The following is an 18,964-nucleotide window of genomic DNA, read 5'->3' on the forward strand; positions in this document are numbered from 1 at the left end:
CAGGAGTTAAGAATGATCCGGTTATCTCGTCTTTATATCCATCCAGTTAAATCAATGAAAGGCATTCTTTTGTCACAAGCTTATGCAGAAAATAGTGGCCTAGGTTTTCGATCGCTATTTTATGGTTACCAATAATCAAGGTGGGTTTATTACTGCGCGGCAATATCCACAAATGCTGTTATTTAAGCCAATAATACTTGAAAATGGCATTCAAATACAAGCACCTGATAAGCACACAGCAACTATTTTATATAAAGACTTTATTAACCATCCCTTACTAACTGAAGTGTGGGGCAATCATTTTACCGCGTTTGCCGCACCAGCGAAGATTAATCAATGGCTGTCGCAATATTTTAATTCTGCTGTTCAATTAAGGTGGTTAGGTAAAATACACAGCCGCCGAATAAAAAAATTTCCAGCTATCCCTCTCTCATTTGCTGATGGCTATCCTTATCTTGTTATTAATCAAGCCTCATTTAAAGCGCTTCAAAAACAATGCCCATCTGATATTAAGTTAGAACAATATTAGAGGCAATTTGATCATAACTGGTGCCGAGGCTTTTGCTGAAGATAGTTGGCATACAAAACAAATCTGTGAGGTTGTTTTCGAGCTTGTCAAACCTTGTAGCCGCTGCATTTTGACGACAGTAAATATTGATGATGGCTCACAGCACCCCACTGGAGAACCGTTAACAACACTACAAAGTTTCCGCACTGATGAGCATGGAGAAATTGATTTTGGCCAAAATGCCATCGCCAAAAATAGCGGTCTGATCCGCGTTGGCGATGCGGTAAAAATTTTAACTAAAAAACAACCTAAACAATATAAAACGGTAAAATCAACTAAGCCTCAGATAATTAATCCAGAAAAAGAAACCACATTATTAATCGATGTTAATGGCACAAAATATTTAGCCAATAACCAAATTGTTATCTTGGCACAATTGGAAAAGCATGGCTTAAAAATTCCCTACTCTTGCCGAGCGGGCATTTGTGGTTGTTGTAAAATGAAACTAATAGCAGGTGAAGTGATCCCATTGACAAAAACAGCAATCAAAGAATATGGCGTGATCCTGAGTTGTAGTTGCATTCCCAAAACAAATATTAAATTACTATTAAGCTAATTCTTATCCATCATTCGTCATCAATGAATGATGGATATTACTGTTGGTTTAAAGATGCTGCACAAATTAGTTATTATATAAACCTTGAATATTGATTAATTCAGGTTATTTTTTTATGAAACAGTTCTTTCATATATTGAACTACTGGCTTATGGTTGATAAATCATTAAGCGATTATTCATAATCTTAATCGGATCACAAAATCTCATTACCCGATCTTTCAAAACTAATCTAGGCTCAAGTAATAAACATAAGCTGGCATATTTTCCTGCTTCTGCCACTAAAAACAATGCATTCTGTCCACTATCGGCTTTGTTGAATAAATCAGAATTAGCCGCCAGGATGGCTCCCTCTGCTACAGCTGTTATCCGATCCTGACGCTGTGTGGCATACCCAACAACGTCATACGGTTCAGCGCTTTGACCATCGCCATTGCTTCACCTACCTGAGCCTCATAGTCACGCAGGCTCAGATGGCCACCCAGCAAAGTTTTTATGCGGAACATCGCTGTTTCTGCCACTGAACGCCGGTGATAACCCACTTTCTTTTTCCACATATCATTACTCCTGCTCAGACGCTGATTCGCCACCGCATGGTTACGTTCATGGTACTTGTCCGGCCAGTATTTCGCTCCGCTTCGCGGCGGGATAAGGGGCCTGATTTTCTTTCTTAGCAACGCATCGTGGCAGTAACAGGCGTCATAAGCACCGTCTGCTGACACTTCCCTGATTTTCCGGTGGGTTTGGTTAATCAGGCCCGGCAGTGCCTGCGCATCTGTCGTTCCGCTGAGCGATAAGTCGGCACAGATAATCTCATGAGTCACACTGTCTGCTGCCAGATGAAGCTTGCGCCACACTCTTCGTCTGTCAGCCCCATGCTGCCTGACTTTCCATTCACCTTCGCCAAAGACCTTCAGACCGGTACTGTCGATGACCAGATGCGAGATTTCACCACGCGTTGGCGTTTTTATGCTGATGTTGACGCTCTTTGCTCGTCTGCTGACCAGCGAGTAGTCCGGACAGCACAGCGGCAAAGACATGAGTTTAAAAATCGAATCAACGAAGCCCTGTAATGCCCGTAGCGACAGGTTAAACACACGCTTCATCATCAGGACAGTGGTAACAGCCATATCGCTGTAGTAAAGCGGCCGGCCACGACCTTCAGGCGAAGAACTGTCAGTCCATCCAGCGATGGCCGACTCATCAAGCCAGACCGTCAGGGAACCGCGTTGTCTGAGTGCCTTGTTGTACGCGGGCCAGTTGGTAATTTTAAACTTTTGCTTTGCCATGGGGACCTGATGTTGAAACGAATTTAGCGATCAGCTCCGCCAATCACCTAAAAGTTTGATTTATTCAACAAAGCCTGATATTTATTGAATTTAATTATTCCGTTAAGCGTTCCGGATAACTAAAAATAGTGGCTTTACCCGATCGACAAAAACCAACTAACGTCAATTGACATTGTTGGGACATTTCAACCGCAAGGGAAGTGACGGCTGAGATAGCAAAGAGGATTTCTACCCCGCAGGTTGCTGCTTTTTGTACCATTTCATAACTTGCTCTGCTTGAAATTAACACTGCGCCGTTTTGCCATTTTTCTCGAATTTTCATACCAAGCAATTTATCAAGTGCGACATGACGGCCAATGTCTTCACAGCCTCCCGCTAGCTCACCGGTGGGAGTTATCCAGGCTGCGGCATGAGTACAGCCGGTTAATTGGCCAATTTTTTGGATGGTATTTAATTGAGATAAGGCCTGATCCAGATAAGTTAGTGAAAATGATTGCGTGAAAGGAAGCGGATTGATTGGACGAAATAGTTGGCTAAGTTGTTCTGTGCCACAGATGCCACAACCAGTACGGCCAGTACGGCCAGTACGGCCAGTTAGATTACGCCGTTGTGCTTTTAATGCCATAAACTGGCGGGGTGATAGTTCAATATTTAATTCTATGCCATTTGAGTCATATTTACTGATGTTGATATCGCGAATTTCTTCAGCAGATTGGATAATGCCTTCGGACAGCGAAAAACCTACAGCGAATAGGGTTAAGTCTTTTGGGCTTGCCATCATGACGGCATGGGAAATGCCATTGTAGACCAAGGTAATAGGGACTCCTTGAGCAACATTGTCCAAATTAAAAATATCAAAATTTTTCTTTTGGCGAACTTTTATTTCGGATACTCCGATGTTTTTAACATTTTTTATCATTTCAGTTGCGCAAAAATTACTCATTAGCCGAATTCATAATAATATAATACATTAAAATAGATTATATTAATTATTATGGATAGAGAGTTTGATCCGACCAAAAAAGATCGTGATTTAATAAAACATGATCACCTATTTTGCTGTTTTTTATTTTATGGCAACCAATGTCAGTCATATGAATGAGGAGATTTTTGATGCAAGTCAGTAGAAGACAGTTCTTTAAGATCTGTGCTGGCGGTATGGCAGGTACAACGATTGCTGCTTTGGGTTTTGCTCCGGCAACTGCATTAGCATCTGCGCGTCAATATAAACTATTACGTGCCAGAGAAACCCGAAATACCTGCACATACTGTTCAGTTGGTTGTGGATTATTAATGTATAGCCTTGGTGATGGGGCTAAAAATCCCAAAGAAAGCATATTCCACATAGAAGGTGATCCCGACCATCCGGTAAGTCGAGGCGCTTTGTGTCCAAAAGGTGCTGGACTAATTGATTTTACCCATAGTGAAAGTCGTCTGCAATTTCCCGAATATAGAGCCCCAGGCTCTGATAAGTGGCAGCGTATTAGCTGGCAAGAAGCATTTGATCGTATTGCTAAGTTAATGAAAGCCAATCGTGATGCTAACTTTATTAAAACCAATCCTGCCTGGACAACCGTTAATCTTTGGTTAACAGCCGGTATGCTGTGTGCTTCAGCTAGCAGTAACGAAACCGGTTTTGTTACCCAGAAATTTTGCCGGGCTTTGGGAATGTTAGCGGTTGATAATCAAGCTCGTGTCTGACATGCGCCAACGGTAGCAAGTCTTGCTCCAACATTTGGTCGCGGTGCCATGACAAATCATTGGGTTGATATCAAAAATGCTGACCTGATCATTGTTATGGGGGGAAATGCGGCGGAAGCTCATCCGGTCGGATTCCGTTGGGCAATCGAAGCAAAAATTCACAATAAAACTAATTTAATTGTCATTGATCCGCGTTTTACCCGTACTGCATCAGTGGCAGATTTTTATACTCCTATTCGTTCAGGTACTGATATTACTTTTTTATCGGGAGTGATTAACTATCTAATAAGTAATAATAAAATTAATAGCTAATATGTGAAATCTTATACCAACGCCAATTTAATTGTGCGCGATGATTATCATTTCGAGGATGGGCTATTTAGTGGCTATGACGCTAAAAATCGCCAATATGATAAAACTTCCTGGAACTATGAGTTAGATGGCAACGGTTTTGCTAAACGAGATGAAACTCTACAGCATCCACGTTGTGTTTGGCAGTTGCTTAAGTTACATGTAAGTCTATATACGGCGGAAGTGGTTGCCAATATTTGTGGAACGCCGCAAGAAGATTTTATTAAGGTTTGTGAATATATCGCTGAAACCAGCGAAAAAGATAAAACCGCTTCTTTTCTCTATGCACTAGGTTGGACACAACATTCTATCGGTGCACAGAATATTCGTACCATGGCAATCATTCAATTACTGTTAGGTAATATGGGAATGGCCGGTGGCGGAGGTAATGCTTTACGGGGACATTCAAATATACAAGGTTTGACTGATCTCGGGCTGTTATCTCAAAGTTTAACCGGTTATATGAACTTACCATCGGAAAAACAGAGCACGTTAGCCAGTTATTTGGCGGCCAATACCCCAAAACAAATCCTTCCTAATCAAGTTAACTCTTGGAATAATTACCCTAAATTTTTTGTTAGTTTAATGAAAACTTTTTATGGCGACAAGGCGCAAAAAGAGAATGATTGGGGTTTTGACTGGTTACCTAAATGGGATAAAAGTTACGATGTACTACAATATTTTGAGATGATGAATAAAGGGGAAGTTAATGGTTATATTTGTCAGGGATTCAATCCGCTGGCCTCTTTCCCCGATAAAAATAAAATCATTGGTTCATTGTCCAAATTAAAGTTTTTATTCACTATCGATCCATTGAATACTGAAACCGCTTGTTTTTGGCAAAATCATGGCGAATTTAATAATGTGCAGCCAGCAGAAATCATGACCGATGTTTTCCGCTTACCATGTTGCTGTTTTGCTGAGGAAAATGGCTCTATTGTTAATTCTGCTCGTTGGCTACAATGGCATTGGAAAGGAGCAGATGCACCCGCAGAAGCGCTCGGTGATGGAGAAATTTTAGCTGGTATTTTTCATCGTTTGCGTCAGCTTTATCAACAACAAGGTGGCGCTGTACCTGAGCAACTATTAAATATGCGCTGGGATTACTACGATCCTTATCGCCCAACAGCGGAAGAAATTGCGCAAGAAAGTAATGGTTACGAGTTGGCAGATTTGACGGATGCTAATGGTAATCTAATGGTGAAAAAAGGCCAGTTAATGTCAGCTTTTGCACAATTAAGAGATGATGGAACTACCAGCAGTGGTTGTTGGATTTTTGCCGGTAGTTGGACGTCCGCGGGTAATCAAATGGCTCGCCGAGATAATGCCGATCCTTCTGGTCTAGGTAATACATTGGGTTGGGCATGGGCTTGGCCGGCTAACCGCCGCATCCTTTATAATCGAGCATCCGCTGATCTGGAGGGAAAACCATGGGATCCTAAGCGTCAATTAATTGAGTGGGATGGAGCCAAATGGACAGGTATTGATATTGCTGATTATAGCGCGGCACCGCCAGATTCCGGTGTTGGGCCATTTATTATGCAACCAGAAGAATTAGGCCGTTTATTTGCTTTAGATAAGATGGCCGAAGGCCCCTTCCCTGAACATTATGAACCTTTTGAAACCCCGTTAGGAACTAATCCGTTACATCCAAATGTTATATCTAATCCTGCTGCCCGCCTATTCAATGACGATCTTAACGCATTAGGAAACGCTGAAAAATTCCTTATGTCGGCACAACTTATCGTTTAACTGCGCATTTTCACTTTTGGACCAAACATGCGCATTTAAATGCGGTTATTCAACCTGAGCAATTTGTTGAAATTGGTGAACGATTGGCAGAGAAAAAAGGTATCAAAGCAGGCGATGTGGTTAAGGTTAGTTCTAACAGTGGTTATATCAAAGCGAAAGCGGTGGTGAATAAGCGTATCCGTACCTTAAAAGTTGATGGCCGGGAAATTGATACAATTGGGATCCCAATTCATTGGGCATTTCATGGACTGACGCTAAAAGGCTATATTGCCAATACGCTAACGCCATTTGTTGGTGATGCCAATACTCAGACTCCTGAGTTTAAAGCATTCTTGGTTAATGTGTAAAAGGTGTAAGGAGGTAGATGATGGCTTCACAAGATATTATTCGCCGCTCTGCGACCAACTCGTTAACACCGGCTCCTCAAGTGCGCAGTGATAAAGAGGCAGTCGCAAAATTAATTGATGTCACCACATGTATTGGTTGTAAGGCATGTCAGGTTGCCTGTTCCGAATGGAATGATATTCGTGCTGAAATTGGTCATAACGTTGGGGTTTATGATAACCCGTTAGATTTGACGGCGAAATCATGGACGGTGATGCGCTTTGCTGAAGTTGAAGAGCAAGGGAGATTAGAATGGCTGATCCGCAAAGATGGCTGCATGCATTGTGCTGATCCAGGCTGTTTGAAAGATTGTCCTTCTGCGGGAGCGATTATTCAGTATGCCAATGGAATAGTCGATTTTGACTCAGAGCATTGTATTGGTTGTGGTTATTGCATTGCTGGTTGTCCTTTCAATATTCCCAGATTAAATAAAGAGGATAATCGGGTTTATAAATGCACCCTTTGTGTTGATCGGGTTGAAGTAGGTCAAGAGCCGGCTTGTGTAAAAACTTGCCCGACTGGTGCAATTCATTTTGGTAGTAAGAGCTCGATGAAACAACTTGCTGCTGAACGAGTTGAAGAGTTGAAAACCCGAGGTTATCAAAATGCCGCGCTTTATGATCCACAAGGTGTTGGTGGTACGCATGTTATGTATGTATTACACCACGGTGATAAGCCCGAGTTGTATCATGGCCTGCCAGATAATCCGACTATCAGCCCAACCGTCACCTTCTGGAAAGGTATTTGGAAACCGTTAGCTGCTGTAGGGTTTGCCGTTACCTTTGCTTCTGCATTTTTCCATTATCTGGCGGTGGGTCCAAATCGTGTTTCTGATGAAGATAATGCGGATAAATTGCTAAATAATGATGATCAAGCATTAACAAAGAGCGATAAATTTGCGAGTAAAAAAAAGAGGAGGATAGCTGATGATAAAAAAACCGAATGAAAAAATTATTCGCCATTCTGCCAGTGAACGAATCAATCACTGGCTAGTGGTTATCTTTTTTTTATTTACGGCAATTAGTGGATTAGGTTTTTTCTTTCCATCGTTAAATTGGTTGATGAATATTTTAGGTACGCCACAACTCTCAAGAGTGCTGCATCCATTTTTGGGTGCCATGATGTTTGTGCTGTTTGTTGGCATGTTTATTAGATATTTCAAACATAATTTTATTGATAAACAAGATATTATTTGGGCTAAAAATATTGATAAAATTTCAAAAAATCAAGAAGTCGGTGATGTTGGTCAATATAATTTAGGTCAAAAAGCGGTATTTTGGTTGGCAACAATTTGCCTGTTTTTACTTTTGATTAGCGGTATTATTATTTGGCGTCCTTATTTTTCTGACTATTTTCCCATCCCAATTATTCGTTTGGCATTGCTGCTTCATTCTGTTGCGGCGATTGGTTTAATAATGACGATTATTATTCATGTTTATGCCGCTATATGGGTAAAAGGCTCTATTCTAGCAATGGTTGAAGGGTGGGTAACGCGGGCTTGGGCGAAAAAACATCACCCTCGTTGGTATCGTGAGATTGTTGAAAAAGAGAAGCCACAGCAAGAAAAGAGCAGCTAACAGCGTTTTTTTCGAGTAGTAATAACAGAGGCAGAATAATTATATTCTGCTTTTTTTATGTTATTTATCCGTTTATAGATCCCTGTTAGCTTTTGGTCTATTCTGAGATTTATTGGGCAATAATGGTAAAATAAATCATCAAAGAGAGCATATCTATGAGCATTAGGATTTTACCTAAAGAAGAGATAGGTAAAAATGAACCAGCCAAAAAAGGCATCTGTCATATCCCGCCGGTTTTATTTCCAGATTTAAACAATCTATATCAATCCCGAACTGAACGTTTCCAATCATTAGCGACGGCAGAAAATCCATTTAGTGAATATCTCATCTTTGCTTCCCATGTTACCCGCGCTCAGCAAAATGCGCGGTATGATAATCCTTTGATGATGGATATCACGGATATCCTGCAACAATCAATGATCGCCAATAAACCGCCATTAGATTGTAAAACTTTTATCCGCACTGCCCATTGACATAAATTATTTAATTCTTTAATTGCTGAACTGGCTCCTGTGGTACCCGAAGAAGTAAAGCCCGCATTAGAAAACTTACTCAAAGTTTCTATACATGATTTGGAGTTGATGGCAACAGCGTTACTCAATGGTGAATTTAGACAAGTACCACCAGAACAAGCATTGTTTATTTGGGCTGCCCTTTCCTTGTTTTGTGCACAAATGGACAGTCAAATCCCGGGTAAAGCTAACGCCGAATATGGTGAGCATCGTCAATTTTGTCCGGTATGTGGCAGTATTCCAGTTTCTAGTGTGGTGCAAATAGGGATAAATCAAGGGCTGCGTTATTTACATTGTAATTTATGTGAAACTGAATGGCATGTTGTGCGGGTAAAATGTAGTAATTGCGAACACAAAAAAGAATTAGATTATTGGTGCGTAGCTAGTGAATATGCGGCCGGTTAAGGCTGAAAGTTGTGGTGATTGTGGCAGTTATTTAAAAATTCTCTATCAGGAGCGAGATGCCAAGGTTGACGCAGTTGCTGATGATCTGGCTTCCCTGATCCTGGATGCTAAATTGGAAGAAGAGGGATTTGCGCGTAGCAGTATTAATCCATTTTTATTTCCTTGCGAATAATTTAAGGTATCAATCGCTTATGTCCAAAGATGTTACTTCATTATATCGTCAGTTACCCGCCATCGATTATTTACTGAATGAAGCGCCGGTTTTATCGTTGATAGAAGGTTATGGTCGAACTCAAGTAACAAAGATATTACGCAATATGCAGCAGCATGCACGTGAACAAATAAAACAGCAGCAATGTTTACCTGTGTGGCAAAGTGACTTGATTGGTGCGCTTACTCATCAACTCCAACGGCAGGAGAATTGTGCCTTACGGCCAGTTTTTAATTTAATCGGCACGGTGTTACATACTAATTTGGGGGTGCGTTAATGGCAGAAGAAGCGATTGAAGCGGTTGCTCAAGTGATGCGTTATCCAGTGACCTTAGAATATACGCTTAATGACGCAGCGCGTGGACATCGTGATCGAATATTAGCTGATTTACTCTATGAACTAACGGGTGCTGAAGATGCTTGTATTGTCAATAATAATGCTGCTGCAGTGTTATTAATGTTAGCAACTATCGCCGCGGGACGGCAGGTTATTGTATCGCGAGGAGAATTGGTCGAAATTGGCGGCGCATTTCGCCTGCCAGAGGTAATGAAACAGGCTGCCTGTCAGCTGGTAGAGGTAGGAACAACCAATCGAACTTATCTCCAAGATTATCAGCGTGCAATAAATGAAGAGACTGGTTTGTTAATGAAAGTCCATAACAGTAATTACAGTATCCTAGGTTTTACCGCCGAGGTTGAAGGCCATCAGTTCGCTCAGCTTGGTGCTAAATATAATATTGCTACTGCGATTGATTTAGGTAGTGGTGCGCTAATTGATATGAGCCAATATGGCTTACCGGCTGAGCCGATGCCACAACAATATCTGGCTCAAGGAATTGATCTGGTGTCAATTTCAGGCGATAAATTACTTGGTGGCCCGCAGGCGGGTATTATTCTAGGCAAAATTGGATAGAGGCTATTCAACAACATCCGTTAAAACGCGCGTTACGAGCGGATAAAATGACGTTAGCCGCCCTGGAAGCTACATTAAGACTCTATCAGCATGGCGAAAAAGTGACAACTTCGTTACCCACCCTTAACTTTATGTCACGACAGCAACATGAAATTCGCCAGCTGGCGCAGCGGCTTATTGAACCGATAAAGCGCCATTATGGTGGTCAATTTAGGGTTAAAGATGAAGCCTGTTTTTCGCAGATTGGTAGTGTTTCACTACCCAATGAACGATTGGCTAGTTGGGCAATAACATTTACGCCTAAAGATAATAAAAGTAATCAGCTACTATCACTGGCTCGCCAATGGCGACAATTAGCTACTCCTGTTATTGGTAGGATTTCAGCTGGACGCTTATGGCTATACTTACGCTGTCTAGATGATGAGGCTAAGTTATTACAGTTTTTATTAAAACAATGATTTTTGCCACCGCCGGTCATGTTGACCATGGAACAACTGCCTTGATTCAGGCAGTGACAGGGATCAATACGCTGCATTTACCGGAAGAAAAAAAACGCGGCATGACAATTGATCTTGGCTTTGCGTATTGGCCACAAGCAGATGGTCGCTCAATTGGTTTTATTGATGTTCCCGGTCATGAAAAATTTCTCGCTAATATGTTAGCTGGTATTGGCGGTATATCCCATATATTGCTAATTGTTGCTTGTGATAATGGCATTATGACTCAAACCAAAGAGCACTTGGCTATTTTGCGTCTTATTGGCCGCCGCAAATAACTACCATCTTGACTAAAGCTGATCGCGTTTAAATTGAGCGGCTCCAAACGGTACAAACCGAAATCTCACAATTATTGAAAGAGTATGGCTGGCCTCAGTCACTCTGTTTTGTCACTTCTACCTTCACTGGAGAAGGCATTCCTTTATTATGATCACATTTGCAAATGTTACATGGTCAAGCTGGCCAGCATGCCAAATTTGGTCATCGATTTCGTTTGGCGATAGATCGGGTGTTTAATGTTAAAGGCATAGGTTTAGTCGTTACTGGAACGGCTTTGTCCGGCCAAGTCTCTGTTGGTGATACCCTATGGTTAACTGGAATAAATAAGCAAGTCAAAATTCGGCGATTGCATGCGCAAAACCAGCTGGTTTCACAGGCACAAGCCGGTGATCGGATCGCTTTAAATCTGACGGGTGATATTAGCAAAAAACAGATTTAAAGGCAAGCCGAATTCCTATCGTGGTTATCGCAGTTGGCTAATATCACTGGCGATAAGGAAAATTTGGCTTTTCAGTTGCCAACCGGCGACTTATCACTTAGGGATTATGGTTGGGCACGTCAACTTACTCATTCTTCATTACAAGCGTTAGTTTCGCAATTTGATGTGCTGATAGTTAACGATATTGCATTTTCTCAAATTAATGTTCAGCAGGCTAAACAGCATTTGATGCAAATATTGGCCGATTATCATCAACATCATGCTGATCAACTAGGAGTGGGCTGTGCCCGCTTAAAACGGATGGCATTACCTGGGTTGAATGATGAACTGGTGTTTAGCCTACTGCGTCAACTGGTTGATGAAAAAAAGCTGATGCAAACCAATGGTTGGCTCCATTTAGCTGAACATAGTTTGGTGTTTGACCAACAACAGGCGCAATTATGGCAAAAATTAGAACCCTGTTTTGTGGCAAACCAGCCTTGGTGGGTAAGAGAATTGCAGTAAAAATTCAACAAGATAAAGCCATCATTCGCCATTTGTTGCGAAAAGCGGCAAAGTTGGGTTTAATTACGGCGATTGTGCCGGATCGTTATTACCATAATCTACAAATTCAACAATTTGCTGCCATTATTCGACATTATAACCATCTAGAGGTTGCCATTACGGTGGCCAATTTTCGTGATGAGTTAGCAATAGGACGAAAATTAGCGGTTCAGATTTTGGAATTTTTTGATCGAAGCGGTTTTACCAGACGTAAATTTAACGCGCATATTTTAAGAGATCAGGGATTGTTTGAATAAATTATTTTTCGTTATTTTTAAATTGATCGATTTGAGCAGCAGATAAATTTATTAAAATGTTAAGCATTTAGCATAATTTTTTATAGTCGCAATATATTCATTTTTCCTTTTATTGATTGAAATTTCTTGCTTTATGGAGTCAGCCATGAGAGCGATTGTTTTTACTGATCCTACCCTACCACTTAGCGATATACATTCACTTTATGAAATCGAGCTAGCAAATCCCCAACATCAGCCGCGTGATTTGTTGGTTAAAATTGCTGCTATTGCGGTCAATCCGGTAGATACAAAAATGCGCCAGCGTGAAACACCCAAAACACCAGGTATTTTAGGTTTGGATGCTTGTGGAGTGGTGGAGTCGGTTGGTAGTGCAGTTACGTTATTTAAACCAGGCGATTGGGTTTATTATGCCGGCTCTATCGATCGGCCAGGATGCTATGCCGAATATGGACTGGTGGATGAGCGGATTGCCGGGCATAAACCAACAGCGTTAACTGCCGTTCAGGCAGCAGCTTTGCCATTGATCTCAATTACTGCTTGGGAGCTGCTATTTGACCGACTAGCGGTTGCGGAGAATGGTGCTGCTGGTAAATCGATATTGATTATTGGTGCCGTCGGTGGTGTGGGTTCAATACTGATCCAATTAGAGTGTAAACTGACTAAGTTGCAAGTTTTCGCTACCGCTTCACGGCAGGAAACACAGCAATGGGTCAGTGAGTTAGGGGCGCATGCGGTTATTGATCATAAAAAACCGTTTAGCCAGCAGCTTGCTGCATTAGGCATTCAGCATGTCGACTATGTGGCTTCATTAACCCACAGTGATGACTATTATCAGCAGGTATTAGATATTCTTATTCCACAAGGAAAACTGGCATTAATCGACGATCCTAAAACCTTTGATATTATTCCAATGAAACGTAAAGCCCTTTCATTGCATTGGGAGTTTATGTTTACGCGTCCTGTTTTTCAGACTGAAGATATGATCAAACAACATCAATTATTGCAACGGGTGGCAGGATTAATTGATCAGGGGATATTAAAAACCACCATCAGTGAAGAAGTTGGTAAAATCAGTGCTGAAAATTTGCGATTTGCCCATCAAATGATAGAAAGTGGCAAAGTAAAGGGCAAGCTAGTATTGGCTGGTTTTTAATTTAATGATTAGGGTTTTGATCTAATTTTCGAGGTGCTTAATTTGCACTTCTTTTTATTATTGACTAATTGTATATGTTGGCGAAGGAAATAAGTGCCGGATGCGCTTTTGTATTACACAAAAGATAAATATTTTTCATTTCTCTATAGAACCTAAAAATAGCTATGAAATATTTAATAACAGGATGTGCCGGTTTTATTGGATTTACGTTATGTCAGCGTTTATTACAACATGGTCATGATGTTGTTGGGTTGAATAATCTTAATCATTACTATGATCCTGTTTTAAAAAAAGCCCGCCTTGAGCGCTTAACAATTTATTCGCAATTTCAGTTTTTGCGGCTGGATATTATTGAGCGGGAAAAGGTAATTGAAGTGATTACCTTATGTAAATTTGATAGAGTGATCCATCTGGCAGCGCAAGCGGGTGTCCGCTACTCTTTAAAGGCTCATTTCGCTTATGCAGATAGTAATTTAACCGGTTTTCTGTCGATATTGGAAGGTTGTTATTATGGTCAAATCCCTCATTTGATTTATGCTTCTTCCAGCTCGGTATATGGTACCAATAATCAATTTCCTTGTTCTACCAATATGTCCGGTGATCATCCCATCTCCCTCTATGCTGCCACCAAAAGAGCTAATAAGTTAATGGCGCATGCTTACTCTCATCTGTATAATTTGCCGACCACTGGGTTACGTTTTTTTACCGTTTATGGTCCTTGTGGTCGGCCAGATATGGCATTATTTAAATTTACTAAAGCTATTTTGGAGATGAAACCGATAGATGTATATAATAATGGCGATCTGAGCCGCGACTTTACTTTTGTTGAAGATATTGTTGAAGGAATATTATCGATTACTGATATTATTCCGACAAAAAAGAGCGATAAATCTTTAACGGCTAGCAGTGATGCGCCTTATCGTATTTATAATATTTATAATATTTATAATATTTATAATATTTATAATATTTATAATATTTATAATATTTATAATATTTATAATATTTATAATATTTATAATATTTATAATATTTGTAATGGTCAGCCAATAAAATTATTGGATTTTATTTCTGCTCTCGAGCAGGCATTAGGACAAAAAGCCATTAAAAATATGCTGCCGATGCAAGCCGGTGATGTCCATACCACCTGGGCTGATACCAAAGATTTGTTTTCGTTAACCGGTTATCGGCCACAGATTTCGATTAAAGAAGGGGTAAAAGCGTTTGTTGACTGGTATCGGACTTATTATCACGTTTAGCCTGGATCCTAAATATTTGAGAGGTTAGTTTTGAAAATTGCTATTGCAGGAACAGGTTATGTTGGCCTGTCGAATGCGATGTTGTTAGCGCAACATCATGAGGTGGTTGCATTAGATATTATTGCTGAAAAAGTAACAATGCTGAATAACCAGCAATCCCCGATAGTGGATAAAGAAATTGAAGCGTTCCTGACAGAAAAAAAATTGAACTTTAGGGCAACGACGGATAAACAACAGGCTTACCAGGGGGCAGATTATTTGATTGTTGCTACCCCGACTGATTATGATGCCAAAACTAATTATTTTAATACTTCTTCTGTAGAAGCAGTGATTGATGATGTAAACCACATTAATCCAGCCGCTACCATTGTTATTAAGTCAACCATCCCGGTGGGTTTTGTCGCCCGCTTGCAACAAGAGAAAGGGTATAAAAATATCATTTTTTCACCGGAGTTTTTACGTGAAGGCAGAGCGCTATATGACAATCTTTATCCTTCTCGTATTGTAGTGGGTGAACGTTCCGAACGTGCCAAGATTTTTGCCGATTTATTATTAGAAGGCGCACTGAAAAAAGATGTCGCGGTGCTATTTACTGATGCCACCGAAGCGGAAGCGATAAAATTATTTGCCAATACTTATCTGGCGATGCGAGTGGCCTATTTTAATGAGTTAGATACTTACGCGCATAGCCGCGGATTGGATAGTCGTCAGATTATTGAGGGTGTTTCACTTGATCCGCGGATTGGCAGCCACTATAACAACCCCTCTTTTGGTTATGGTGGCTATTGCTTACCAAAAGATACCAAGCAGCTACTGGCTAATTATGATGATGTACCAAACAATTTGATTAATGCGATCGTAGAATCGAATCGAACGCGTAAAGATTACATTGCCGAAAGGATTATTAGTCAAAATCCGCAAAAAGTAGGCGTTTACCGGTTAGTGATGAAAGCTGGCTCGGATAATTTCCGCGCATCGGCCGTACAAGGTGTGATGAAACGGATCAAAGCAAAGGGAATTGAAGTAGTGGTTTATGAGCCGGTTTTACAACAAAGTGAGTTCTTTCACTCCAAAGTAATTACCGATTTGGCCGATTTCAAAGCCCAGTGCTATATTATCTTGGCCAATCGATTGGTGCCGGAACTGGAAGATGTAAAACAGAAAGTTTATACCCGCGATCTATTTGGTCACGATTGATAATTAGCCATATTTTAACGCCAATCGCAGCTTAAGATTGGCGCTTTGATTATTGCTGATTTGCCTATTTTTATCACTGGCGAGTTGCCATAGCTGCGAGTGGTGGCAGCTTTTTATAGTCTCCCTGATAATCAAAAAGCGACATTTACCGTTAGTGTATCGCTATAGTTACCGGATTGATTCGGGGTAGCTTGGCCTGTTAGCACTTTCGCTACATAATTGTAGGTACGTGTCAACTGATCGCCACTAATGGTGGTGGAGTTGGCACTAGACCACAATTCGCTACCACTAGATCCCCAACGAGTATTGGTTGTACCTTGGTAAATATCATAGCTGATCAAGCCACTGCCCTTTTTCATATTACGCACATTGCTAACTGCATTGGTACCATTGTTGATCCCCACATTGTAGAGACTGCCTTTAGTGCAAGTAATAGAAATAGTTTGCGACACATTAGGAAAGCTGCTAACTAACGGTGCGCTGCCAAAATTGATGTTAGGCGCGCTGATGGTTGAGCAATCATTGGTTACGATCAGTGACACCACCGGCGAAAGGGTGGTACTGCCAACTTGTGGATTTAAACAGATCGAACCAATGCCGAGTAGCCAACAAATATTCCAGTTAATGGTTAGATTTAACGTTACGTTATAGGTTCCGGCTGATAAATTTTGTCCAGTGACGGTTTTAAAATAGATTGGAATAGTAAATACGTTGCCGCCTAATAAGTTAAGCAATTCGGTTGATGATTAATTGATAGTACTACCAATCGGCGTCGTGGTGGCGCAATTGGAAGCTTTACACATATTAATGGGTTCAAGATCGTTATTGGCGGTGTTTTTCATTCCCGTTTGCGTCCCACTTGAGCTTGATGCGCTATTGAGTTTGGCTGAAATCGTATCAGTGGTTAATAATGAAGCTAGTACTGCTCCACAGGTGACTACTAGGTTAGCCGAGGTGGATTGGACAGTGCTATTGATGACAAAAGAGCTTTGTGTGCCAAATGAAGCATTCTGCATGGTTGCTGTACAAGCAGCCCAAACAGGACTGTTAATCAGGCCAGTCAATAACAACGTAATGGCAGAAAATAGACGTTTATTCATGGTAACTCCTGTGGTTGCCATCTAAAGCGCAGGTAAGCGGGCCGTAGGTTTTTAGTTGTTGGCTAGTGTTTGCCGGCAGTTGTAAACTAAGCTGGCAGTGTTTACCTTCCGGCGTGCGGACAGTGAGCAAATTGTTTGGCTCCAATTCTTCCAAGTAAACCAATCCCTCCCAACCAACATAAGTGTCTGGGTTGCCCGCCCGAGAAACCACGCTGGCTAATGGTAGTGCTTTGCCCCTTTGATCGGTCAGGATGACACTAGCAGCATGGCGTACTTTGATGGGGAAATGGAGCAGATAGCCCCTGCCGAGTTTGACAGAAATACGTTGTTTGGTGGTATCTGCATAGATATCGGGTGGTAAATTTAGGGTATTGATACGATAACTGGCTGGGTAGTAGGCTGGTACACTAGGGATCAACAAATAACCAGATTTGCCGGTGTTACCATAGGGTTGATGTTCATAATCAACGGTAATATTCGGGTATCCATCGGTACTCACTAATACAAAACCATCGTTGATTTTATTAGCCGCTTGAATGGTACCGTCCATGATAACCAGTGAGCCGGAAACATTCCCCCACTGGGTATAGTTGCCAGACGAACCATAAATTCCGCCCTGCATTTGGACATGGGCATTGCGCCAGCCTAGTGAGGCTTGTTGATAATCATCTTGCGAGTCTTTATGCGCGTAGGCCATGTTCCAGCTGAATCCGCCGTCGCTTGGCATGGCTATAAGTGACGCGCTGAGTATTTTGCCCGGCAGTATTGCGTTGCGCATCTATCGTCATCGAATCCAAGAAGTTAAATGGAATTTGTAGCACTAAGGCGAATGACCAGTTATTTTGTGAATAATCGCGGCTAGCAGAAGCATAAAAACTGCTATTGCCCCATAAACCATTACTCCATGATAATTTGAGCAATCGATTTTTATCGCCGTTGAAGCTATAAATGTCCAGGTAAGCCAAACCAATACTGCCAAATTCATTTAATGATAATGAGGCAGAATATTGCGAACTCCGTCGACTTAAACTGTAGATAGGTTGGGTATCGTTAGGATTGTTGGGTTGGTCATATAGTGCCAAATTACCAAACTTGCTGTTGCGGATGGTATGTTGGGTAGCCAAAGTAAAACGAGAGTGAGTATATTGGTAACCACAATTAAACTGATTGCCGTGATTGCCTCGCATTTGACTGAGCGTATAAGCACCATTAAGCACACCAAAATTACCCAGTTTAATTAAGGAGCCAAAGCCACCTAGCGCCAATGAGGATGCTGCCTCCGTATGGGACTCTAATGTCAGCCAATCAGTAGCACCATAGCGGTAAGAACCACTGGCGGCTAACGGCCCGTAGGAAAAATTTGTGATGCCATAATCATGACGTAGTGCCCCGGCTGAAAATGCACCATCAGAAAGACCCGGTTTCAGCAAGGTACTGGCAACATAAAACGGTAAGGTGGTGGAAACCTGTCGGCCAAGGTCATCAGTGGTGACCAATACCGCTTCACCAGAGCCATTAATATAGGGGATATCGGTGATAGTAAAAGGGCCCGGTTGTAGCTGGATATTACTGGATCGATAACCATTGATAAATAGGTCAACTGCGGTAGGGACGGCAGTTTTACCAGCAAAGGTCGGTAATGGGTAGGTAATAATATCGGGTCGGATAGAGAAGTCACGGGACAGTGACAGCCCACCCATTCTGACACTACTATTCCAGCTTAATGCGTTGCTAATCAAGTCGCCGACCGTCCAGCTTATAGCATGGTTTTCGTTTTCATTGGTGTAAGTGGTGTCATAACGAGTAAATCCCTGATTATCGTTATGCTGATCACTACCACCAATTTGCTGTTTAAATACCCCGGTGCTGGATAGGCTGCCAGCCATACTAAACAAGCGTAGTTCATTCCAGACAGAAATTTGTGAATGATTATGCTGAGTCCGGTTGGCGTAGATATCATAATTAAATAGCGCTCCCTGGCTACTAAGTCCCTGATAGCGGTGAGGGTTATTGCCAATCGTTA

Annotated in this window: 12 protein-coding genes and 6 pseudogenes; 11 read left to right on the forward strand and 7 right to left on the reverse strand. The window is 41.4% G+C overall.

Annotation, left to right across the window (positions count from 1 at the left end; translation table 11 throughout):
* Positions 1-12: 12 nt before the first annotated feature.
* Positions 13-1,124 (forward strand): annotated as a pseudogene (locus E3U36_RS06870) (YcbX family protein).
* Positions 1,125-1,273: 149 nt separating this feature from the next.
* Here the strand turns inward: E3U36_RS06870 and E3U36_RS06875 are convergent.
* The 3 genes from E3U36_RS06875 to fdhD all read right to left on the reverse strand — a co-directional run bounded on the left by E3U36_RS06875 (position 1,274) and on the right by fdhD (position 3,355).
* The gene (locus E3U36_RS06875) at positions 1,274-1,468 is read right to left on the reverse strand and encodes a cell division protein ZapC domain-containing protein (RefSeq protein ID WP_255479105.1); all 195 of its coding nucleotides are present in this window, start codon (positions 1,466-1,468) and stop codon (positions 1,274-1,276) included.
* Between the two features lie 20 nt (positions 1,469-1,488).
* Complete coding sequence (locus E3U36_RS06880; protein WP_180815966.1) at positions 1,489-2,412, reverse strand: IS5 family transposase; 924 nt, start codon at positions 2,410-2,412, stop codon at positions 1,489-1,491.
* A 94-nt stretch (positions 2,413-2,506) separates the two neighbouring features.
* The gene (fdhD, locus tag E3U36_RS06885) at positions 2,507-3,355 is read right to left on the reverse strand and encodes a formate dehydrogenase accessory sulfurtransferase FdhD (RefSeq protein ID WP_180815968.1); all 849 of its coding nucleotides are present in this window, start codon (positions 3,353-3,355) and stop codon (positions 2,507-2,509) included.
* Positions 3,356-3,525: 170 nt separating this feature from the next.
* On the opposite strand from fdhD, the pseudogene fdnG reads away from it, so the two are divergent.
* The 10 genes and pseudogenes from fdnG (at position 3,526) to E3U36_RS06930 (ending at position 15,841) form a co-directional block, all read left to right on the forward strand.
* A pseudogene (gene fdnG, locus E3U36_RS06890) lies at positions 3,526-6,563 on the forward strand (formate dehydrogenase-N subunit alpha).
* A 20-nt stretch (positions 6,564-6,583) separates the two neighbouring features.
* Positions 6,584-7,546 (forward strand): formate dehydrogenase subunit beta, encoded by a 963-nt coding sequence (fdxH, locus tag E3U36_RS06895; RefSeq protein WP_180815970.1) that lies wholly within the window; start codon positions 6,584-6,586, stop codon positions 7,544-7,546.
* On the forward strand, positions 7,527-8,177 hold the full coding sequence (fdoI, locus tag E3U36_RS06900) for a formate dehydrogenase cytochrome b556 subunit (RefSeq protein WP_180815971.1): 651 nt from the start codon (positions 7,527-7,529) through the stop codon (positions 8,175-8,177). Before fdxH ends, fdoI begins: the two co-directional genes overlap by 20 nt.
* Positions 8,178-8,332: 155 nt before the next feature.
* Positions 8,333-9,266 (forward strand): annotated as a pseudogene (gene fdhE, locus E3U36_RS06905) (formate dehydrogenase accessory protein FdhE).
* 19 nt (positions 9,267-9,285) lie between these two features.
* Positions 9,286-10,675 (forward strand): annotated as a pseudogene (gene selA / locus E3U36_RS06910) (L-seryl-tRNA(Sec) selenium transferase).
* Positions 10,672-11,936 (forward strand): annotated as a pseudogene (gene selB, locus E3U36_RS06915) (selenocysteine-specific translation elongation factor). The pseudogenes selA and selB overlap by 4 nt, the downstream one beginning before the upstream one ends.
* Positions 11,873-12,232, forward strand: coding sequence for a SelB domain-containing protein (locus E3U36_RS13435; RefSeq protein ID WP_439647258.1), 360 nt, complete (start codon positions 11,873-11,875; stop codon positions 12,230-12,232). Before selB ends, E3U36_RS13435 begins: the two are co-directional and overlap by 64 nt.
* A 145-nt stretch (positions 12,233-12,377) precedes the next feature.
* Positions 12,378-13,385: a zinc-binding alcohol dehydrogenase family protein gene (locus tag E3U36_RS06920; protein ID WP_180817572.1), complete on the forward strand. Its 1,008-nt coding sequence runs from the start codon at positions 12,378-12,380 to the stop codon at positions 13,383-13,385.
* Between the two features lie 164 nt (positions 13,386-13,549).
* A complete protein-coding gene (locus E3U36_RS06925; RefSeq protein ID WP_180815973.1) occupies positions 13,550-14,644 on the forward strand; it encodes an NAD-dependent epimerase/dehydratase family protein in 1,095 nt (364 codons plus the stop codon).
* Between the two features lie 30 nt (positions 14,645-14,674).
* Positions 14,675-15,841 carry a nucleotide sugar dehydrogenase gene (locus tag E3U36_RS06930; protein ID WP_180815975.1) on the forward strand — a complete coding sequence of 389 codons (1,167 nt, stop codon included), beginning with the start codon at positions 14,675-14,677 and terminating at the stop codon, positions 15,839-15,841.
* Between the two features lie 131 nt (positions 15,842-15,972).
* Here the strand turns inward: E3U36_RS06930 and E3U36_RS13205 are convergent, their stop codons facing one another.
* The 4 genes and pseudogenes from E3U36_RS13205 to E3U36_RS12615 all read right to left on the reverse strand — a co-directional run.
* Entirely contained in the window at positions 15,973-16,575 is a 603-nt protein-coding gene (locus tag E3U36_RS13205; protein WP_369412931.1) for a Csu type fimbrial protein, read from the reverse strand.
* 12 nt (positions 16,576-16,587) lie between these two features.
* Positions 16,588-16,941: a spore coat protein U domain-containing protein gene (locus tag E3U36_RS13210; RefSeq protein WP_369412932.1), complete on the reverse strand. Its 354-nt coding sequence runs from the start codon at positions 16,939-16,941 to the stop codon at positions 16,588-16,590.
* Positions 16,934-17,152, reverse strand: coding sequence for a FimD/PapC C-terminal domain-containing protein (locus E3U36_RS13215; protein ID WP_369412968.1), 219 nt, complete (start codon positions 17,150-17,152; stop codon positions 16,934-16,936). Before E3U36_RS13215 ends, E3U36_RS13210 begins: the two co-directional genes overlap by 8 nt.
* A gap of 168 nt (positions 17,153-17,320) precedes the next feature.
* Positions 17,321-18,827, reverse strand: a pseudogene (locus E3U36_RS12615) (fimbria/pilus outer membrane usher protein); the annotation flags it as partial.
* Between the last annotated feature and the right edge of the window lie 137 nt (positions 18,828-18,964).

The sequence above is a fragment of the Arsenophonus endosymbiont of Aphis craccivora genome (assembly GCF_013460135.1).
Lineage (GTDB): Bacteria > Pseudomonadota > Gammaproteobacteria > Enterobacterales > Enterobacteriaceae > Arsenophonus > Arsenophonus nilaparvatae.

Bases quoted from the DNA above. Each gene is read 5' to 3' on its own strand.
- fdhD (WP_180815968.1), bottom strand. From the start codon at position 3,355: ATGAGTAATTTTTGCGCAACTGAAATGATAAAAAATGTTAAAAACATC.
- fdoI (WP_180815971.1), top strand. From the start codon at position 7,527: ATGATAAAAAAACCGAATGAAAAAATTATTCGCCATTCTGCCAGTGAA.
- E3U36_RS06880 (WP_180815966.1), bottom strand. From the start codon at position 2,412: ATGGCAAAGCAAAAGTTTAAAATTACCAACTGGCCCGCGTACAACAAG.
- E3U36_RS06920 (WP_180817572.1), top strand. From the start codon at position 12,378: ATGAGAGCGATTGTTTTTACTGATCCTACCCTACCACTTAGCGATATA.
- E3U36_RS13210 (WP_369412932.1), bottom strand. From the start codon at position 16,941: ATGAATAAACGTCTATTTTCTGCCATTACGTTGTTATTGACTGGCCTG.
- E3U36_RS13435 (WP_439647258.1), top strand. From the start codon at position 11,873: ATGGCAAAAATTAGAACCCTGTTTTGTGGCAAACCAGCCTTGGTGGGT.
- fdxH (WP_180815970.1), top strand. From the start codon at position 6,584: ATGGCTTCACAAGATATTATTCGCCGCTCTGCGACCAACTCGTTAACA.
- E3U36_RS06925 (WP_180815973.1), top strand. From the start codon at position 13,550: ATGAAATATTTAATAACAGGATGTGCCGGTTTTATTGGATTTACGTTA.